Annotated in this window: 16 protein-coding genes; 6 read left to right on the top strand and 10 right to left on the bottom strand. The window is 58.9% G+C overall.

Going from position 1 to position 16,249, the window contains the following annotated elements; all coding sequences use genetic code 11:
- Positions 1-271: 271 nt before the first annotated feature.
- The 5 genes from CPA59_RS08485 (at position 272) to CPA59_RS08465 (ending at position 4,872) form a co-directional block, all read left to right on the top strand.
- Positions 272-1,207 carry a metal ABC transporter solute-binding protein, Zn/Mn family gene (locus CPA59_RS08485; protein ID WP_038918645.1) on the top strand — a complete coding sequence of 312 codons (936 nt, stop codon included), beginning with the start codon at positions 272-274 and terminating at the stop codon, positions 1,205-1,207.
- Positions 1,204-2,100, top strand: coding sequence for a manganese/iron ABC transporter ATP-binding protein (locus CPA59_RS08480; protein WP_107759082.1), 897 nt, complete (start codon positions 1,204-1,206; stop codon positions 2,098-2,100). Before CPA59_RS08485 ends, CPA59_RS08480 begins: the two co-directional genes overlap by 4 nt.
- The gene (locus CPA59_RS08475; RefSeq protein WP_038918643.1) at positions 2,093-2,947 is read left to right on the top strand and encodes a metal ABC transporter permease; all 855 of its coding nucleotides are present in this window, start codon (positions 2,093-2,095) and stop codon (positions 2,945-2,947) included. The genes CPA59_RS08480 and CPA59_RS08475 overlap by 8 nt, the downstream gene beginning before the upstream one ends.
- Before the next feature lies 1 nt (position 2,948).
- Positions 2,949-3,776 carry a metal ABC transporter permease gene (locus CPA59_RS08470; RefSeq protein ID WP_107759081.1) on the top strand — a complete coding sequence of 276 codons (828 nt, stop codon included), beginning with the start codon at positions 2,949-2,951 and terminating at the stop codon, positions 3,774-3,776.
- Positions 3,777-3,939: 163 nt separating this feature from the next.
- Positions 3,940-4,872 carry a LysR substrate-binding domain-containing protein gene (locus CPA59_RS08465; protein WP_038920912.1) on the top strand — a complete coding sequence of 311 codons (933 nt, stop codon included), beginning with the start codon at positions 3,940-3,942 and terminating at the stop codon, positions 4,870-4,872.
- On the opposite strand, the gene mdcH is transcribed toward CPA59_RS08465, so the two are convergent.
- The 9 genes from mdcH to CPA59_RS08415 all read right to left on the bottom strand — a co-directional run bounded on the left by mdcH (position 4,856) and on the right by CPA59_RS08415 (position 13,458).
- On the bottom strand, positions 4,856-5,764 hold the full coding sequence (gene mdcH, locus CPA59_RS08460; protein WP_107759080.1) for a malonate decarboxylase subunit epsilon: 909 nt from the start codon (positions 5,762-5,764) through the stop codon (positions 4,856-4,858). The genes CPA59_RS08465 and mdcH overlap by 17 nt on opposite strands.
- 1 nt (position 5,765) lies before the next feature.
- The gene (locus CPA59_RS08455; protein WP_107759079.1) at positions 5,766-6,380 is read right to left on the bottom strand and encodes a malonate decarboxylase holo-ACP synthase; all 615 of its coding nucleotides are present in this window, start codon (positions 6,378-6,380) and stop codon (positions 5,766-5,768) included.
- A 3-nt stretch (positions 6,381-6,383) separates the two neighbouring features.
- A complete protein-coding gene (locus CPA59_RS08450; protein ID WP_038918637.1) occupies positions 6,384-7,343 on the bottom strand; it encodes an AEC family transporter in 960 nt (319 codons plus the stop codon).
- 303 nt (positions 7,344-7,646) lie between these two features.
- Complete coding sequence (gene mdcE, locus CPA59_RS08445; RefSeq protein ID WP_107759078.1) at positions 7,647-8,447, bottom strand: biotin-independent malonate decarboxylase subunit gamma; 801 nt, start codon at positions 8,445-8,447, stop codon at positions 7,647-7,649.
- Positions 8,444-9,277 (bottom strand): biotin-independent malonate decarboxylase subunit beta, encoded by an 834-nt coding sequence (locus CPA59_RS08440; RefSeq protein ID WP_107759077.1) that lies wholly within the window; start codon positions 9,275-9,277, stop codon positions 8,444-8,446. Before CPA59_RS08440 ends, mdcE begins: the two co-directional genes overlap by 4 nt.
- Positions 9,270-9,569, bottom strand: coding sequence for a malonate decarboxylase acyl carrier protein (gene mdcC / locus CPA59_RS08435; protein WP_038918634.1), 300 nt, complete (start codon positions 9,567-9,569; stop codon positions 9,270-9,272). The genes CPA59_RS08440 and mdcC overlap by 8 nt, the downstream gene beginning before the upstream one ends.
- 9 nt (positions 9,570-9,578) lie before the next feature.
- Positions 9,579-10,436 (bottom strand): triphosphoribosyl-dephospho-CoA synthase, encoded by an 858-nt coding sequence (locus CPA59_RS08430; protein WP_107759076.1) that lies wholly within the window; start codon positions 10,434-10,436, stop codon positions 9,579-9,581.
- A complete protein-coding gene (mdcA, locus tag CPA59_RS08425) occupies positions 10,436-12,091 on the bottom strand; it encodes a malonate decarboxylase subunit alpha (protein ID WP_038918631.1) in 1,656 nt (551 codons plus the stop codon). The genes CPA59_RS08430 and mdcA overlap by 1 nt, the downstream gene beginning before the upstream one ends.
- 392 nt (positions 12,092-12,483) lie before the next feature.
- Complete coding sequence (locus CPA59_RS08415; protein ID WP_049855209.1) at positions 12,484-13,458, bottom strand: chemotaxis protein; 975 nt, start codon at positions 13,456-13,458, stop codon at positions 12,484-12,486.
- A gap of 711 nt (positions 13,459-14,169) precedes the next feature.
- Between CPA59_RS08415 and CPA59_RS08410 the strand changes: the two genes are divergently transcribed.
- The gene (locus tag CPA59_RS08410; protein ID WP_159077931.1) at positions 14,170-15,414 is read left to right on the top strand and encodes an MFS transporter; all 1,245 of its coding nucleotides are present in this window, start codon (positions 14,170-14,172) and stop codon (positions 15,412-15,414) included.
- Between the two features lie 118 nt (positions 15,415-15,532).
- Here CPA59_RS08410 and CPA59_RS08405 read toward each other — a convergent pair whose 3' ends face one another.
- The gene (locus CPA59_RS08405) at positions 15,533-16,153 is read right to left on the bottom strand and encodes a transcriptional regulator (RefSeq protein WP_107759074.1); all 621 of its coding nucleotides are present in this window, start codon (positions 16,151-16,153) and stop codon (positions 15,533-15,535) included.
- Between the last annotated feature and the right edge of the window lie 96 nt (positions 16,154-16,249).

The following is a 16,249-nucleotide window of genomic DNA, read 5'->3' as shown; positions in this document are numbered from 1 at the left end:
GGAGCGAGATGATATTCGTTGCCAGATGGCCTGTCGGCATTTTATATCCGCCATCGTTTATAACCGCACTGGTTTTACTCGTCCAGCGCGGACTGATCGTCGTATTTATCGCGCACAACCACTCCCCCCGCGCAGAAAGCGCATGAAACTACAACCATTTACACCCAAAACAATTTACTTCGTGGTGTTATTGAGGTGTTAAATGTAGTCTGTTAACATAGCGCTGATTTTAAATGAAAATGGTTATCATTATCATTGTTGGGAGAGTGTTATGTTTACGGCCTTTCAGATGCGCAAGACGTGGTTATCCTTCCCGTTTCCCTTTTCTGCTGCTGCGCTATCAGCGGCTCTGCTGGCGCTGCTGTTCGGTTTTTCGCTACCGGCGACGGCAAAACTCAAGGTGGTCACCACATTTACCATCATTCAGGACATCGCCCAACATGTTGCCGGCGATGCCGCTACCGTCGAATCGATCACCAAACCGGGCGCGGAAATCCACGACTACCAGCCCACGCCGCGGGATATCGCCAAAACGCAGTCGGCAAACCTGATTCTGTGGAATGGCCTGAACCTGGAGCGCTGGTTCGGTCGGTTCTTTGAAAACATTCAGGGCGTGCCGTCCGTGGTCGTCAGCGAAGGCGTCGCCCCTATCGCGATCAGCGAAGGCCCCTACAACGGCAACCCGAATCCCCACGCCTGGATGTCGCCGAACAATGCATTGATTTACATTGAAAATATCCGGGCGGCGCTGGTGAAATACGATCCGGATAATACGGAAACCTATAACCGCAACGCCAAAAACTACGCCGCGCAAATCATGGCGCTGGATCAACCGCTGCGGGCTCGGCTGAACAATATTCCGGCCGAACACCGCTGGCTGGTGACCAGCGAAGGCGCGTTCAGCTATCTGGCGCGCGACTACGGCCTGAAAGAACTGTATCTGTGGCCGATCAACGCCGACGAACAGGGCACGCCGCAACAGGTTCGCCATGTTATTGATGAAGTGCGCCAGCACCAGATCCCGGTCGTATTCAGTGAAAGCACGGTATCGGACAAACCGGCGCGTCAGATCAGCAAAGAAACCGGTGCGCGCTATGGCGGCGTGCTCTATGTGGATTCACTGTCGACCAAAGACGGCCCGGTGCCCGACTACATTTCGCTGTTGAAAACCACCGTAGACACCATTGCAAAAGGTTTTAACCAATGACCCGGCACGCAGAAGACGCACAGCTGACCGTGCAGGACATCACGGTCACCTACAACAATGGCCATACCGCCATCCATAACGCCAGTTTTCAGCTCCACGGCGGCACCATCTGCGCGCTGGTGGGGGTAAACGGTAGCGGAAAGTCAACGCTGTTCAAAAGCATTATGGGCATCGTCCGCCCCACCACCGGCAGCGTGTCGCTCAACGGTTTGCCCGTCAGGCAGGCGCTTAAAAGCAATCTCATCGCCTATGTGCCCCAGACCGAGGAGGTGGACTGGAACTTCCCGGTGCTGGTTGAAGATGTGGTGATGATGGGGCGCTACGGCAAGATGTCGATGTTTCGCATTCCGTCAGCGGAAGACAAAAAGCAGGTGGCGCTGGCGCTGGAACGCGTCGGCATGGCGGAACTGCATCAGCGCCAGATTGGCGAGCTGTCCGGCGGGCAAAAGAAGCGGGTGTTTCTGGCGCGCGCGCTGGCGCAGCAGGCGCAAATCATCCTGCTGGACGAACCGTTCACCGGCGTTGATGTGCAGACGGAAAACGCGATTATCAAATTGCTGAAAACGCTGCGCGAAGAGGGCCACCTGATTCTGGTGTCCACCCATAACCTCGGCAGCGTGCCCGAGTTTTGCGATCAGGTGGTGCTAATCAACCGCACCGTGCTGGCGGTCGGCCCGACGGAGAGCACCTTCACGCACCCCAATCTGGAAAAAACCTTCGGCGGCGTGCTGCGTTACCTGCGCCTGTCGGGGCAACAGCTGCATCAGGACGCCGATGCCCGCGAGCTGACGGTGCTGACGGACGATGAACGCCCCGCGGTCTTTTACGGCAAGGGCAGCCTGACGCCGCCCCATCGCGCATCCGCGGATGATGAGGATAAACGCCATGATTGATGCGTTGCTGGCGCCCTTCCAGTATGAATACATGGTCAAAGCCATCCTGATAAGCAGCCTCGTCGGCGGCACCTGCGCCTTTTTGTCCGCCTACCTGATGCTAAAAGGCTGGTCGCTGATGGGCGACGCGCTGTCGCATTCGGTGGTGCCGGGCGTGGCCGGCGCTTATGCGCTGGGGCTGCCCTACGCCGCCGGCGCGTTTTTCGCCGGTATTCTGGCGGCGCTCGCTATGACCTTCATCCGGCATCTGACCCGTATCCGGGAAGATGCGGTGATCGGGTTTATCTTCTCCACGTTTTTTGCCGCCGGGCTGTTGATCATTTCGCTGAACCCGACCGCGGTGAACGTGCAGTCGATCATCTTCGGCAATATTCTGGGCATTGCCGATGAAGACATTTTGCAGGTGGCGCTGATTATCGGTATTTCACTCATCGTGCTGTGTTTTATCTGGAAAGATCTGTTCGTCACCTTTTTTGACGAAATCCACGCCAGAACCATCGGCCTGTCGCCGCTGCGGCTGAAAATCATCTTTTTCACCCTGTTGAGCGCCTGCACCGTCGCCGCACTGCAAACGGTGGGCGCCATTTTGGTGATCGCGATGGTGATTACGCCCGGCGCCACCGCCTGGCTGCTGACCGACCGCTTCCCGCGGCTGGTGCAGATCGCCATTGCGCTCGGTACCGTCACCAGCGGCGTGGGCGCCTGGCTGAGTTTCTTTCTGAACGGCGCCACCGGCGGCATCATCGTTTCACTGCAAACGCTGATGTTCCTGCTGGCGTTTGTCTTCGCGCCCCGCCACGGGTTGCTGGCCGCCCGTCGTCAACGCCGTCTGGCGATGAGGAAATAATATGGAATGGTTGACCTTGTTAGCCGAACCCTTTGCCTTTCCGTTCATGGTCAAAGCCATGCTGGCGGCGGGCGTGGTCGGCATGGTGTGCGCGGTGCTCTCCTGCTTTATGGTGCTCAAAGGCTGGTCGCTGATGGGGGACGCCGTTTCCCACGCCGTGCTGCCCGGCGTGGTGCTGGCCTGGCTGGCGGGCATTCCGTTGGCGATCGGCGCGTTCGCCTCCGGTTTGTTTTGCGCGCTGGCTACCGGCTATGTGAAGGAGCGTTGCCGCATCAAAGAAGACACGGTGATGGGGATTTTGTTTTCCGGCATGTTCGCCCTCGGTCTGGTGCTGTTTTCACGCGTCAATACCGAGCAGCACCTGAGCCATATCCTGTTCGGCAACGTGCTGGGGATCACCCGCTACGAACTGCAGCAAACGCTGACCATCAGCCTGTTGGTGCTGGCGGTAATCCTGATTAAATGGCGCGACCTGGTGCTGTACTGCTTTGACGCCACGCAGGCGCAGGTCTGCGGCCTGCCGGTAAAACTGCTGCACTATGGCCTGTTGACCCTGCTGTCGCTGACCATCGTCGCCGCGCTGCAGGCCGTCGGCGTGATTCTGGTGATCGCCATGTTGATCACCCCCGGCATTACCGGGTTTGTGCTGTGCAAACGGTTCAGCGCCATGATGCTGGTGGCGGTAACCAGCGCCACCTTCTCGTCGGTTTTCGGCACCTGGCTCAGCTATTTCCTTGATGGCGCGACCGGGCCGTGCATCGTGCTGATTCAGTCGCTGATTTTTATCATCGCGCAGTGCACCGCGAAAATGCGAAAACCGCAACACTGACCGAGATAGGCCCGCGTTGAGCGGGCCTTCTGCGTCATGGCGGGCAATATCAGGTCGCTGCGGCTACATAACCATCTGACTCCCCTTTTACCACGCATTGCAGGTACAATTCCCTACCCGTTACCCCATTTACATCCGCGCGCTATCACGCAATGAGTCCGATATGTTAAAAGACGGCGACATCACGTTCCGCAAGCTTGAGATTTTCAAGACGTTCATGGAGAGCGGCACCATCACCCGCACCGCCGAACTCCTCGGGCTCAGCGGCGTCAGCGTGCATCGAGCGCTGCATACGCTAGAAGAAGGGGTGCGCTGCCCGCTGTTTATCCACAAAGGGCGCAATCTGGTGGCGCTGCCGGCGGCGCATACGCTGCTGGAGTACAGTCAGGAAGCGATGTTGCTGATGGAACGGGGGCTGGAGGAAACCCGCAAGACCGCGGGGGTTGGTCAGGGGCGCTTGCGCATCGGGACGCTGTATTCGCTGACGCTGGAAACGGTGCCGCGCCTGATTATGGGCGTCAAGCTACGCCGTCCGGATCTGGAGCTGGATTTAACCATGGGGTCGAATCAGCGCCTGCTCGCCATGCTGGATGATCAACAGTTGGACGCGATTCTTATCTCGCTCTCCGACAGCAACATCGACCGTAACCAGCTGGAATTCCTGCCGCTGTTTGAGGATGACATCTGTCTGGCGGCGCCGGCCGCTGCGAAGCTGGATACTCGTCAGCCGGCCGACCTGCGTGATTTCCATCACCAGCGGTTCGTTTCGCTGTCCGAAGGGTTCGCCACCTATGCCGGTTTTCAGGAAGCGTTTCATATCGCCGGGTTCGAGCCGGAGATCGTCACGCGGGTGGACGACATTTTCTCCATGCTGAGTCTGGTGCAGGCTGGCGTCGGCTTTACCCTCATCCCCGAGCGGATGAAAAAAGTGTACGAGAACGATGTACAGTTGCTGAAACTGGCGCCGCCCTACCAAATGCGCCAGCTCATCGCCATCGTGTTCGCCCGCAACCGCGAGCATGACCCGAATTTGCTGGCGCTGGTGGCGGAAGGCCGCATGTACGCCCGCGGCCTGAACGCTACCCCTGCGCCCTAAGCTGGCCGGCGCGGTGGACCACCACATCGATGCCGCTGCGCTCCAGAGCAAACGCCTCGCCACGGCTAAACGCCTGCTTCGCCAGACAGGTCAACACGCCGCCCGGCGGCATCTCAATCGCCAGCCGCACATCGCGCTCTTCAGCCGCAATCATCGCCTCATGCCAGCGCACGGTACGCGCCATGTTCAGCGCCAGGTCGTCCGCGATGCGTTCCGGCTGCCAGATTGCCCGGGCGGAACTGCCGCTCAGGTAGCCGCATTGCGGCGGCGACAGTTGCAGCGAAGCAAACGCCGCCGCCAGCTGTCTGGCGGGCGCATCCAGCAACGCACAATGCGACGGTACGCTGACCCGCAGACGTTGCGCCCGGCTGGCGCCGCGTTGCAGCGCCCGTTCCGCCACCTGCGCCATGTTCTCGTCGCTGCCCGCAATCACGATTTGCCGCTCGGCGTTCAGGTTGGCGAGATACGCGCCGCTGTCAACCAGCAACGCCTCCACCTCCGACTGGCTCAACCCCATGATGGCGGTGAGCCCATACCCTTGCGGATAGGCTTGCTCCATCAGGTCGCCGCGCAGCGCCACCAGCCGTAACGCATCGTCAAAACGCAGCACACCGGCGATCACCGCCGCCGGAAACGCGCCAATCGACAGGCCGCTGACCATATCCGGCATCACGCCGCGCGCCATCAGCGCTCTGGCCCAGCCAACGCCCGTGATCAGCAGGCACAGTTGTACCGCGCGGGTATGGCGCAGCGCCTGCGAGCTATCCAACTGGCGAACCTCGTCGCCCAGCACCGCCGCCGCTTCATCCATCACCCCGGTGTCGGCCGGCAGCGACTGCAACATACCGGCATGCTGCGCCCCCTGTCCGGGGAAGGTAAACAGAGTCTTCATCTCACCACTCCATTGCCCACGGGTCGCTGACCCGCCGCGGCCCGCGCTCGGTTTTCAACAGCGCCTGCCCGTCTCTCAACCACTCAGCCAGCGCGAAACCGCCGTTGGGCGTTTCCACTTGCGTGTCGGCTCGACACAGCCCCGACGACAATTGCCGTTGCCAGTCCCGCAGGGCTTCCAGGTCCGGCGCCCGAGGCGCGCGAATCAGCAGGTCCAGGTCGCTGTCGGCATGCAGCACCGGCACCTGCGTCGCCAGCGCGTATCCCGTACTGCCGGTTACCCCCCACTGCCACGGCCAGTGCTGCTGCGCCAGTTGAATCGCGACCTGCACCGGCGGTTGCGACACAAACGGCGATGCCAGCAGTGCGGGCAGCTCACCCAGCATTTCCGGGGTCGCCGCGCGTACAATATGCGCCGCCGCCACCCATCCGGCGGCGCGCTGGTCCCGGCGCATGCCGCGCACCCCGACCGGAATACGCCCGACCGGGTCAACGTCACGCCGCACCACCACCGGCAAAGCCGGTCGCCATTGGCTGTCCACCCAGGGCGCGTCGATACCTTCCAGCGCCTCGCGGGACGCCAGCCATAACAGATCGTGCGGACGTGTCGTTACCATGCTTTAGATTCCTGATGTCAACGTAATAAATAGCGGCAGCGACAGGATACAGAGTACCGAGCTTAACAGCAGCACCGCTTCCGCATCCGGCGACTGCACGCCAAACCGGTTACCGAAAACCACGCCGAAAAAGCCGGCGGACAGAGCAATCATCAGAATCGCGGTGATCGCCACCGCGCCGTGCAGCCCCAACATCAGCACCACCGCCCACGCCAGCGCCGGTTGTACTAACAGCTTGGCCAGCACCGCGGTGGTGACCACGCGGTTAAGCTTCAACTGGCGCGCCGAAAGAATAACGCCGGTCAGGAACAATGCGGTCGCCGTGGCGGATAGCCCCAGTGGCTTGATCGCCGCCAGCAGCAGTTCCGGCATGCGAATACCAATGGCGGACAGCACCACGCCCAGCAACGGCCCCAGCACAATCGGCTTTTTCACCGACCGCCACATCAGCACCGGCAGCATCGCCAGCGTAGAGGTCTGGCTGCCGCCTGACGCCCGCGCTTTTTCGCGTTCCAGGATCAGCAAACAGAACGGCGTCATCAGCACCGAACCACAGGCGATGGACACCGCCACCGACAGTGAGGTAGACGAACCGTCGCCCAGCACGCTGCCAAGAATCGGCAGGCCGAGCGCCGCATAGTTGGGCAGCGCCACGGTGAGCGTCAGCACCGCTGCGTCCTGCGGCGTTTTATGAAACAGTTTTACGGCCAGAAAATAAATGGCCGCATAGGTTACCCACATCGCCAGCGTCAGCACCACGATCAGCGGAGCCTGCTGGACAATGCCGGACCAGGGCGTTTGCACCGTGGCGCTGAACAACGCCGCCGGCAGCGCAAAATCCATGACGAAAATATTGAGCAGGGCAACGTTCTTGTTATCCACCATTTTGGCTTTGCCAGCCCAGAACCCCAGCAACATGATGATAAAAATCGGCGCGAGGGCATGAACAATTACATAAGTCATATCGTATTCACCTGTAATAAAAGAGCATGAGTTCCAGCGCGATGGTTAGGCGGCACCCGCTATTATTCGTGTGGCGGAGCACCGCATAGTTTTTTCAGACAAAGGGCGTCCGTGGGCATCCAATGACGCCCATTACCCTTTTCTGGCAGGTCTCTTTACTGGCTTACCGATATCAGGCGGCCGATCCTTGTTAACCAGGATGCTGACCGCCTGTGTGGGGCTGATTACCTGTGCGAGGCTTCTCCCCGAGTGACGTTCCCTGGTGACGCTTACACCGGCGCGTGGTTTACCCGCGGACGCGGCTTACCACTGCGCCCGCATCCGTTCGCGGACCAGCGACGAACTGCGCCGGTTGTCCGCTCCCAGCCGCGTTTTCAGTGAACGGTCACGACGGGCGTCGGCAATCGCCTGCTGCAACGCGGCGATCACCTGCGCCGACTCGTCGGCGGACGGCGCATCCGGATTGCTGATATCCAGCAACGTCGACAGCAACCCCAGCGTGGCGTAATTGCGGATGTCATACGCCATCGGCGGGATAGTGGCCGCCAGTTTCTCCAGTTCCTCGACGCTTCTGAGCGTGATGCGCGCGGCGGAGGCCTTGCCCATCGCGTGAATCTGCACCGCGGGGTCATTAAAGGCGATCAGCCGATTGGCCTGATAACCGTGGGCCAGAAACGCGCCGGACATCGCTTTGCCGACGATCAGCCCGATGACCGGATGCCCGGCGAGGCGAGCCTGCGCATACGCGCCCGCCGCTGCCGCCAGCGCCTGATGGATGCCGAACGCTTCCTCCCGGCGGCCATACGCCTGACTCGGCACGTCGATCACCGCCACAATCGGCCGTTTGTTATCGCTGTGCCGGTCCGCGGCGATAGTCTCATGCACCACTTTCGCCAGCGTCCAGCCTTCAAGCAGCCCCACCTCGCCCTGCGCGGCGCGCGGGTAGTGGTTATCCGCGTCAGGAACAACGGCGATAAAACGGACCGGTTCGCCGGCGATGTCGCCGTCAGCCGCCTGCACCGACGGGCATAGCCCGACCAGTCGCGGTTTACCGTGCGCCAGCGTTTCCAGCCATAACGCGCCGCGATGTGCTACGTGACTCATGGGTTTACCTCCCCGAAAAGCTGTTGGATCTGTTGCGTGTCGGCCTGCACCCGCGTATCGGCGTCGGTCAGTCGCGCCAGATACCACGCATAGTTATCCGACCGGTGTTGCGCCGGAACGCCGCTGGCGAGCGCGTTATCCACCGCCTGTTTGACGGCGTTAACGCCATCGGCCACCAGACTGTCGGCCAGGCCACTGCGGCGACGGATTTCCCCGCCGGTCATGCTCCAGATAAAAGGACGGTCGCGTGCGTCGTACTCGGCAATCCCCGCTTCCTGTTCAATTACCTGCGGGCCGTTGAGCCCAAGACGCGCCTCGCGGGTGACGATCAGGTGGCTGCACAGCGCGGCGGCGATCGACATGCCGCCAAAGCACCCCACCGTACCGGCGATGATGCCGATCACCGGCGTGTAACGGCGCAGGTCGACGATGGCGGCGTGGATATCGGCGATCGCCGCCAGCCCCAGATTGGCCTCCTGCAACCGGACGCCGCCGGTTTCCAGACACAAGATCGCCTGCGTCGGAATGCCCTTGCGCTGATCGTCCGCCGCCAGCTCCAGCGCGGCGGCCATTTTGGCGCCGGAGACTTCGCCCATGCTGCCGCCCTGAAACGCACCCTCAATAGCGATCACTACCGTCGGTTTGCCCTGCAGCGTGCCTTTCGCTACCACCATACCGTCGTCGGACTGCACCACGATGCCCTGCGGCCCCAGCCACGGCGAGACGATGCCGTCAAACGGGTCGAGCAATTCGCGGTAGCTGCCCTCATCCAGCAGCGCGCGGGCGCGCTCCCGCGCTTTGAGTTCGATAAAACTGCGGTCGTCACGCATGATTCACCCCTTCAAAAACCTGTTCGATACGGATGCGCGCCACACCGGGCGTGGCGCCGAAATCATGAATCTTCATGGCGCCGGCAGGCAGGCCGCCGAGCGAACTTAACCGGTCGAACAGCGCCTGCCAGCGCGCCCGACTGTTATCCACCGACGTGGTGATGTCGATGGAGAGCGTCTGTCCGGCGTTCGCCGTCAACAGCACTTCCATATCACCGGACCCCACCACGCCCGCCAGCGCGTTGCCGCTGGCCGTGCGGGTAGCCGGGAATGACAATGTAATGTGTTCCATAACACCCTCTTAATCGTATAAAGATGGCTGTGCGATACCATCAAGCAATAGCGTGGCGGCCAGCAGATCGGCCGCGCCGCCCGGCGACGCGTTCAGCGCCAGCATATGCGCATCCAGTTGCGCCAGCGCCTGCCGCCCGGCGGGACGAGATATGCCGCCGGCCGCCAATACCGCCCGCGCGCCGCGCTGCATCGTTTCCAGCCCGTCCAGCCCGGCGCGTGACAACACGCAGGTATCGCTCAGCGAGGTCATAATGCTCATCAGCGCATCCAGACGCGCCGCGTCTTCACCGGCGCCTTGCCGGCGGCTATGCAGCAACTGCGGCAGCGCCAGTCGGGTAATGTGCGGGAACCCCTGCTGCGCCTCTTCGCGCGCGCCAGGGACCTGATAACGCTGCGTCGCCCGTCGCCCTTTGCTAAAGACCGTCGGCGCGGCGCTATCCGGCAGGCGGGCAAGACGCGCCGCGGTGTCCGCGATAGCCTGCGAGTCGCCGCCGCCGCCGAGCATCGCCGCCGCGCTGACCAGCAGCCCCAGCGCCCAGATCGCGCCGCGGTGCGTGTTGACGCCGCCGGTCGCCAGCATCATGCGCTGTTCGCCTTCGCGCCCTACCCGACCGACCAACTGGCGCAACGCGGCATCCACCGGGCGTTGCCAGCTCTGAAGCGCCAGCGTATGGAATGTGTCGGTCAGGCTGCGGGCGGAACGCTCCATCAGCGCGAGCGTTAAATCCTGATGCGCGCCGCTGCCGCGGCTATCGACCAGCCCCGGCTTGGGGCTGAGCCGCGCTTCCTCAATCAGGCAGCGCGTCGCGGCCTCGGCCAGCCATTGCGCATACCCCTGCGCGTCGGACTGTCGCTGCGGCTTCATTACCAGCTCCGGAATTTCGCCGGCGGGTTGTACAGGCCGCCCGACCATTCCACCAGATCGGCCACGCTGCCGGCCGCCAGCAGCGAGCGGGTCGCTTCGGTACGGCGAATCCCCAAATCTTCCGGGTAGGCGACCTTGCCGTTGCGGCGGAACTCCGCCACGCGCTGCGCGTCCACCCCCAGCCCGATATCGGTGATCCCGGCTACCGCCGCCACCATCGCCCGGCGTTCCTCCAGACTGTCGGCGCGATAGAGATAGGCGATGCCTTCTTCCGTCAGCACATGGGTGACATCGTCGCCATAAATCATCACCGGCGCCAACGGCATACCGGCCGCTTTCGCCACATCCACCGCGTCGAGTTTTTCCACAAAGGTCGGTTTGACGCCGGCCTGGAAGGTTTCCACCATTTGCACCACCAGCTTGCGCCCGCGCTGCATCGGGTCAGGTTCGTTAATCATGGCGAGCCATGCCGGCGTGGCGTGACGGCGACCGTGCGGGTCATGCCCCATGTTGGGCGCGCCGCCGAATCCGGAAAGACGCCCTTTGGTGACGGTGGACGAGTTGCCCAGCCCATCGACCTGCAATGTCGAACCGATGAACATATCCACGGCGTACTGCCCCGCCAGTTGGCAAAACGCGCGGTTGGAGCGCATCGAGCCATCGGCGCCGGTGAAGAACACGTCCGGCCGGGCGGCGATATAGGCTTCCATCCCCAGTTCGCCGCCAAAGCAGTGGACGCTGTCGACCCAGCCGCTTTCAATCGCCGGAATCAGGGTGGGATGCGGATTGAGGGTCCAGTGCTTACAGATTTTGCCTTTCAGCCCCAGACGCTCGCCGTAGGTCGGCAGCAGCAGCTCAATCGCCGCGGTGTTGAAACCGATACCGTGGTTGAGCGACTGCACCTGATGCTCGGCGTAAATGCCCTTGATAGCCATCATCGCCATCAGGATGTGCTCTTGTTTGATCAAGCGCGGGTCGCGGGTAAACAGCGGTTCGATAAAGAACGGCTTGTCGGCGACCACCACATAATCAATCCAGGAACCGGGAATATCGACGCGCGGCAAATCCGTTTCGTCGTCCACCAGCTCATTGACCTGAGCGATGACGATACCGTCATGGAACGCGGCGGCTTCAACCAGCGCCGGCGTGTCTTCGGTACTGGGGCCGGTGTACAGGTTGCCTTTGCGATCGGCTTTATACCCCGCCACCAACGCCACATTGGGGATCAGGTCGACATACAGGCGGGAATAGAGTTCGATATAGGTATGGATGGCGCCGACTTCCAGCGCGCCATCCTCCAGCAGTTGCGAAATGCGCAGACTCTGCGTGCCTGAGAAGGAAAAATCGAGCTTGTGGGCGATGCCTTTTTCAAAGATATCCAGATGTTCGCTGCGCCCGACGCTCGGCATGATCATATGCAAGTCATGCACTTTTTGCGGATTGACCTCCGCCAGCGTGCGGGAGAGAAAATCAGCCTGCTTCTGGTTATTGCCTTCCAGCACCACCTTATCGCCGGGAGCGATCAGCTTTTCCAACATCGCGGCAAGATGTTCCGTGGGAAGCACCTTGCCCGGGACGGGTATCGACGCCTTGCGCCGTTGTTTTTCACTGCGGCGCGTATTCCAGAGCCGCGGTGACGTTTGCCCAGACAACATTATTAACCTCCTGATTCAGCTCATCATTTTGATTTGCCTTGGTCTGGTTAAAGTATGTTCCCCGGCCGATGCCGCTTCAATAAAGCCGGTTTCGCAATCATTAGCTTTAGAGTAAAGATTAATAGCGCGCCGCGGGTCGTCGTGATGCCAGCGCGCGTCCGCTCACGGTTTGCCCCTGCGGCCCGGTTTTGACTCATTGTGATCGACATCGCGCTTTTTAACGCGGGATGGGTAAGCGGTGGCTCAGCAAACGCCGCCGTTAACAGGCAGGGCAATACGGTACCGGCGGGGATTACCGTCTGCGGAGGTTATTGGTCATTCAGGAAAACAGTCCGGGCGGTTACGCTGTCAGCCCTGACCGGACAGGTCAGGGCTGTGGAGAACCGATTACATCACTTGGAGGGAGGGACTTTTTTGTCCACCACGCTGTGAATCGCGGCGGCCAGTTCATTGATTTCGAATTTCGCTACATACGAATCCGCGCCCACGTTACGCACATGGTCTTCGTTCGCGGTGCCGGACAGCGAAGAGTGGATAATAACGGGAATGCTCTTGAGCGTATCATCACGTTTGATATTACGCGTCAGTGTAAAACCATCCATCTCCGGCATTTCCAGATCGGTCAGCACAAAGGCAATCTTGTCCGAAATCGGCCGACCTTCCGCCTGTGCTTCCTGCGCCATTGCCTTGATCTTGTTCCAGGCTTCCAACCCGGTGATATGCATGATGTACGGAATATTCATCACCTTCAGCCCCGTTTCGAGCATCGTTCGCGCGACTTTCGAGTCTTCGGCTACAATCGCCACCGCACCGGGCTTCAGTTTGAAGGTTTTGGCTTCTACGCTTTCAATCTTAATCTCGCGCTCGGTCGGAATAATGTCGTGCAGAATCTGTTCGACATCCAGCACCAGCGCCAGACGGTTACTCGATGGATCGCTGTCCAGACGCGCAATACTGGTAATATAGGTATTGCTGACGCCTGCTTCGGCGGTATTTACCTGACTCCAATCCAGACGAACAATGTCATCAACGGATTCGACCGCAAAAGCCTGAGTGCTGCGTGCATATTCCGTCACCAGCAGGATATTGCGGCCGGTACTCGCAGCACATCCCACTACCGCCGGAAGATCGATAACGGGAATAATCTGCCCGCGAATATTAATCATGCCAAGCATCGGCGGTGTCATACCCGCGGCCTTGGTCAAGGTTGGCATCGGAACGATTTCACGAAGCTTGAACACATTGATGCCGAACAGCTCGGATGGCCCCTCACCGGTAGCCGACCCTAAACGGAACAATAACAATTCAAACTTGTTGGATGAGGTAAGATTGGTTCTCTCCTCAATCTCTCTTTGAAATTTATCCATTCTGTCCTCAATGCAAATAATTATTAATTGTGTGGTTACAAGGCAACATCAGTAATGCAGGCAAATCAGGGCAATACCCTGCCACCTCACTCTACGCGATCGCTGGCGCGCTTCAAATAGCTCTTACTTCTTATACACCATCAAAAAGAAAAATATGTGTCTCACGTCATCCGTCGCATCTTCCTGTTTTAAAAAGCATAGACCACCGGTCATTTATCCACCATTTTCCTGTGACAATTGTTCCGCATCCTGTGAGCAGTGGTTAAAACGCGTCATTGACATAACGTCTGCCGCGGTTTAACCACGAGGCGCTGATCCATTTTGCCGGCAAACTGCCCGCGCGACGCACAAACCGTCGGGACGGCGCATGACAAAACGCGCACGCTGGAAAGGGTTAAATAACAACCTTTCTCACCGCCCGGTCAGGTATTCGATGCATCGCCACGGTTATCGGAAAAAAGACCTCGCAGCGGCATCCGCGCCGTCACTGTTATTAACTTTATAAATAAGGTCACATTTAAAAACACCCGAGAACAGGATTTAACAAAAAGCTTAAATGAATAAGAGAAATCCCAGAGCATGAAATACTCTGTCGTTTACGCTCATGCACCACATTCTCCATCTATATTTTCGCCGCCGTCTGGCGTCATATAGATTGAAATAATGCCATACATTGGAAGTCATTCCATAGATTAGAAAATTTCCACAGATTTGAAAATCACAGGGTTATCCATAATGAAGTTTTTATTCACAAAAAATGTATTACTGCACAATAAATCCTGGTTTTTGCTATCAGGGACATTCTTATCCGTATTATCGTCATTTTTTATTATCCCCTATTACGTTGTGTATTTATACCAGACCCTGGGGATGAGCGTATTTCAGGTTTCGCTATTACTGATGCTACGCGCCACCCTTGAAAAAGGGCTCACCTTGCCCGCCGGCATGATGGCCGACAACATCGGCGCCAAAAAGGTGGCGCTGCTGGGCATTGCCTTGCGTATCATCGGGTTAATCCTGCTGGCGGATGCCCATACCTTTGCCGGGCTGGTCGCGTCTGCGCTGATCAACGGCGTCGGTCTGGCATGCGGCATGATAGCCAGCAAGAAAGCCATGCTTGAACTGATTGACAGCGACATGAAAGCCTTCGCGTCTATCGGTCTGGCGATCAACATGGGGGTGGCATTTGGTCCGCTATTTGGTTACCTGATGATCGGTTACAATTTCGCTTTTCTGTGCTACGCCAACGCCGCCTGTCTGGTGGTAGTCGCGATAATCTACCTGATTACGTTATCCAATTTCCGCAGTTATCATAACGATCGCGAACGGGCATCGCCCTGGCAATGGCTCTCAATGCTTCGACAGGTCAATATCCGGCCGTTATTTTTAATGCAATTATGCTTTTTTTATTTCTATACCTTTCTCGAACTGGTCTTTCCGCTTTATTCCTCTCTGAATATTTCATTACTGGCATCCGGAATGACATTTACCATTAACGCGATCACCGTAATTTTTTCAAACCTGTTTATTATCAGCAGAGTAAAAACAGTCGCTCTTGAGCTTTCCTATGGTTTTCTGGTTTTTTCCGTCGCCTTTATTTTGATTGCTATTTCGTCATTAATAGACTCCCCGTTGCAACTGGTTTTTTACGCCATTGGAATATTTTTCTTCAGCATTGCCGAGGTATTTTTCACGGTAATGATAGACGCTCAGGCAATAACCCGTGCGCCGGCAAACGCCAACGGCACCGTCATGGGCTTACTGGGGTTATTTTCGATGACTGGCGTCGGCCTCGGCTATACCCTGAACGGCATCCTTTTCGACTATTTCCATTCTCGTGACATCGTCCCCTGGTTCTGGGGGCTTTTTATTGCGATCAGCGGACTCTTTTTCGTTATCGCGCTCACGGTCAGCCGATGCTGTAAAGAGAACACGGCGCGCCCCAGGCGCTTTTGACCTTAACGTCTGGCCTTAACCTCGCCCACGCATCATCGGCAAAGGCGGTGGGCGAGCCGCGTTTGCCGACAGGGCCGCGATTATCCGGCCCGGTGAGGATTATTTGGCCGCGCGGAGATTATTTGGCATAGCTGTAAACCGAGGCGCGAGAAATCCCCAGGTGCTGGGCGATGGTTTCCATGGATTTTTTCACGTCGAGCAAGCCATTTTCCCGCAGTTCCTGGATCAGCTGGCGCCGTTCCGGCGCTTTAAGCGCGCGCGGCGTGGTCGCCAGACGCGCCGCAAACTGATCGATGCGCTGACGAATCGCTTCGGAACCAGACGGTTCCAGACTTTCGTTAAGCACGCCGGTACTGACCTGATTGAAGCGGGCGAATGCATGCTGAATGCCGCGAAACAGCGTCATATCGACATTGAGACACAGCGACGCGACATACTCGCCGCTGGCGTCCTTGATGCCGATCGAGGTGCTTTTCACCGGCCGACCATCGGCGAACTGGTTGGCGTAATTCGCCACGATACGGGGAAATTCCGGCGATGCGATACGCGCCAGCCCCAGTTCGGTCGCCGGTTGCCCCACTTCCCGCCCGGACAGGTTGTTGTAGATAGCCAGAATGGCGTGTTCCGGGTTTTTCAGATCGTGGATCACCACTTCGCAGAACGGCGCGAACGTCTCTCCCAGCCCTTCCGCAATGGTGCCAAGCTGCTCAAACAGTAGCGAATCAGGCAGATGCGTCATCGCGTTTATCCTTTCATCGACTCATTTTTGGATAAAATATTTACAAATAGACATTATGTCAAATTCAGCCCGGCCCTCGCCCAGCCGGGCAACGCC

The organism is Dickeya sp. Secpp 1600 (genome assembly GCF_003049805.1).
GTDB lineage: Bacteria > Pseudomonadota > Gammaproteobacteria > Enterobacterales > Enterobacteriaceae > Dickeya > Dickeya fangzhongdai.
This window is presented reverse-complemented; position numbering and strand designations above follow the sequence as displayed.

Bases quoted from the DNA above. Each gene is read 5' to 3' on its own strand.
- CPA59_RS08475 (WP_038918643.1), top strand. From the start codon at position 2,093: ATGATTGATGCGTTGCTGGCGCCCTTCCAGTATGAATACATGGTCAAA.
- CPA59_RS08440 (WP_107759077.1), bottom strand. From the start codon at position 9,277: ATGCGTGACGACCGCAGTTTTATCGAACTCAAAGCGCGGGAGCGCGCC.
- mdcA (WP_038918631.1), bottom strand. From the start codon at position 12,091: ATGTTGTCTGGGCAAACGTCACCGCGGCTCTGGAATACGCGCCGCAGT.
- mdcE (WP_107759078.1), bottom strand. From the start codon at position 8,447: ATGAGTCACGTAGCACATCGCGGCGCGTTATGGCTGGAAACGCTGGCG.
- mdcC (WP_038918634.1), bottom strand. From the start codon at position 9,569: ATGGAACACATTACATTGTCATTCCCGGCTACCCGCACGGCCAGCGGC.
- CPA59_RS08465 (WP_038920912.1), top strand. From the start codon at position 3,940: ATGTTAAAAGACGGCGACATCACGTTCCGCAAGCTTGAGATTTTCAAG.
- CPA59_RS08430 (WP_107759076.1), bottom strand. From the start codon at position 10,436: ATGAAGCCGCAGCGACAGTCCGACGCGCAGGGGTATGCGCAATGGCTG.
- CPA59_RS08485 (WP_038918645.1), top strand. From the start codon at position 272: ATGTTTACGGCCTTTCAGATGCGCAAGACGTGGTTATCCTTCCCGTTT.
- CPA59_RS08480 (WP_107759082.1), top strand. From the start codon at position 1,204: ATGACCCGGCACGCAGAAGACGCACAGCTGACCGTGCAGGACATCACG.
- CPA59_RS08405 (WP_107759074.1), bottom strand. From the start codon at position 16,153: ATGACGCATCTGCCTGATTCGCTACTGTTTGAGCAGCTTGGCACCATT.
- CPA59_RS08455 (WP_107759079.1), bottom strand. From the start codon at position 6,380: ATGGTAACGACACGTCCGCACGATCTGTTATGGCTGGCGTCCCGCGAG.
- mdcH (WP_107759080.1), bottom strand. From the start codon at position 5,764: ATGAAGACTCTGTTTACCTTCCCCGGACAGGGGGCGCAGCATGCCGGT.
- CPA59_RS08450 (WP_038918637.1), bottom strand. From the start codon at position 7,343: ATGACTTATGTAATTGTTCATGCCCTCGCGCCGATTTTTATCATCATG.
- CPA59_RS08415 (WP_049855209.1), bottom strand. From the start codon at position 13,458: ATGGATAAATTTCAAAGAGAGATTGAGGAGAGAACCAATCTTACCTCA.
- CPA59_RS08470 (WP_107759081.1), top strand. From the start codon at position 2,949: ATGGAATGGTTGACCTTGTTAGCCGAACCCTTTGCCTTTCCGTTCATG.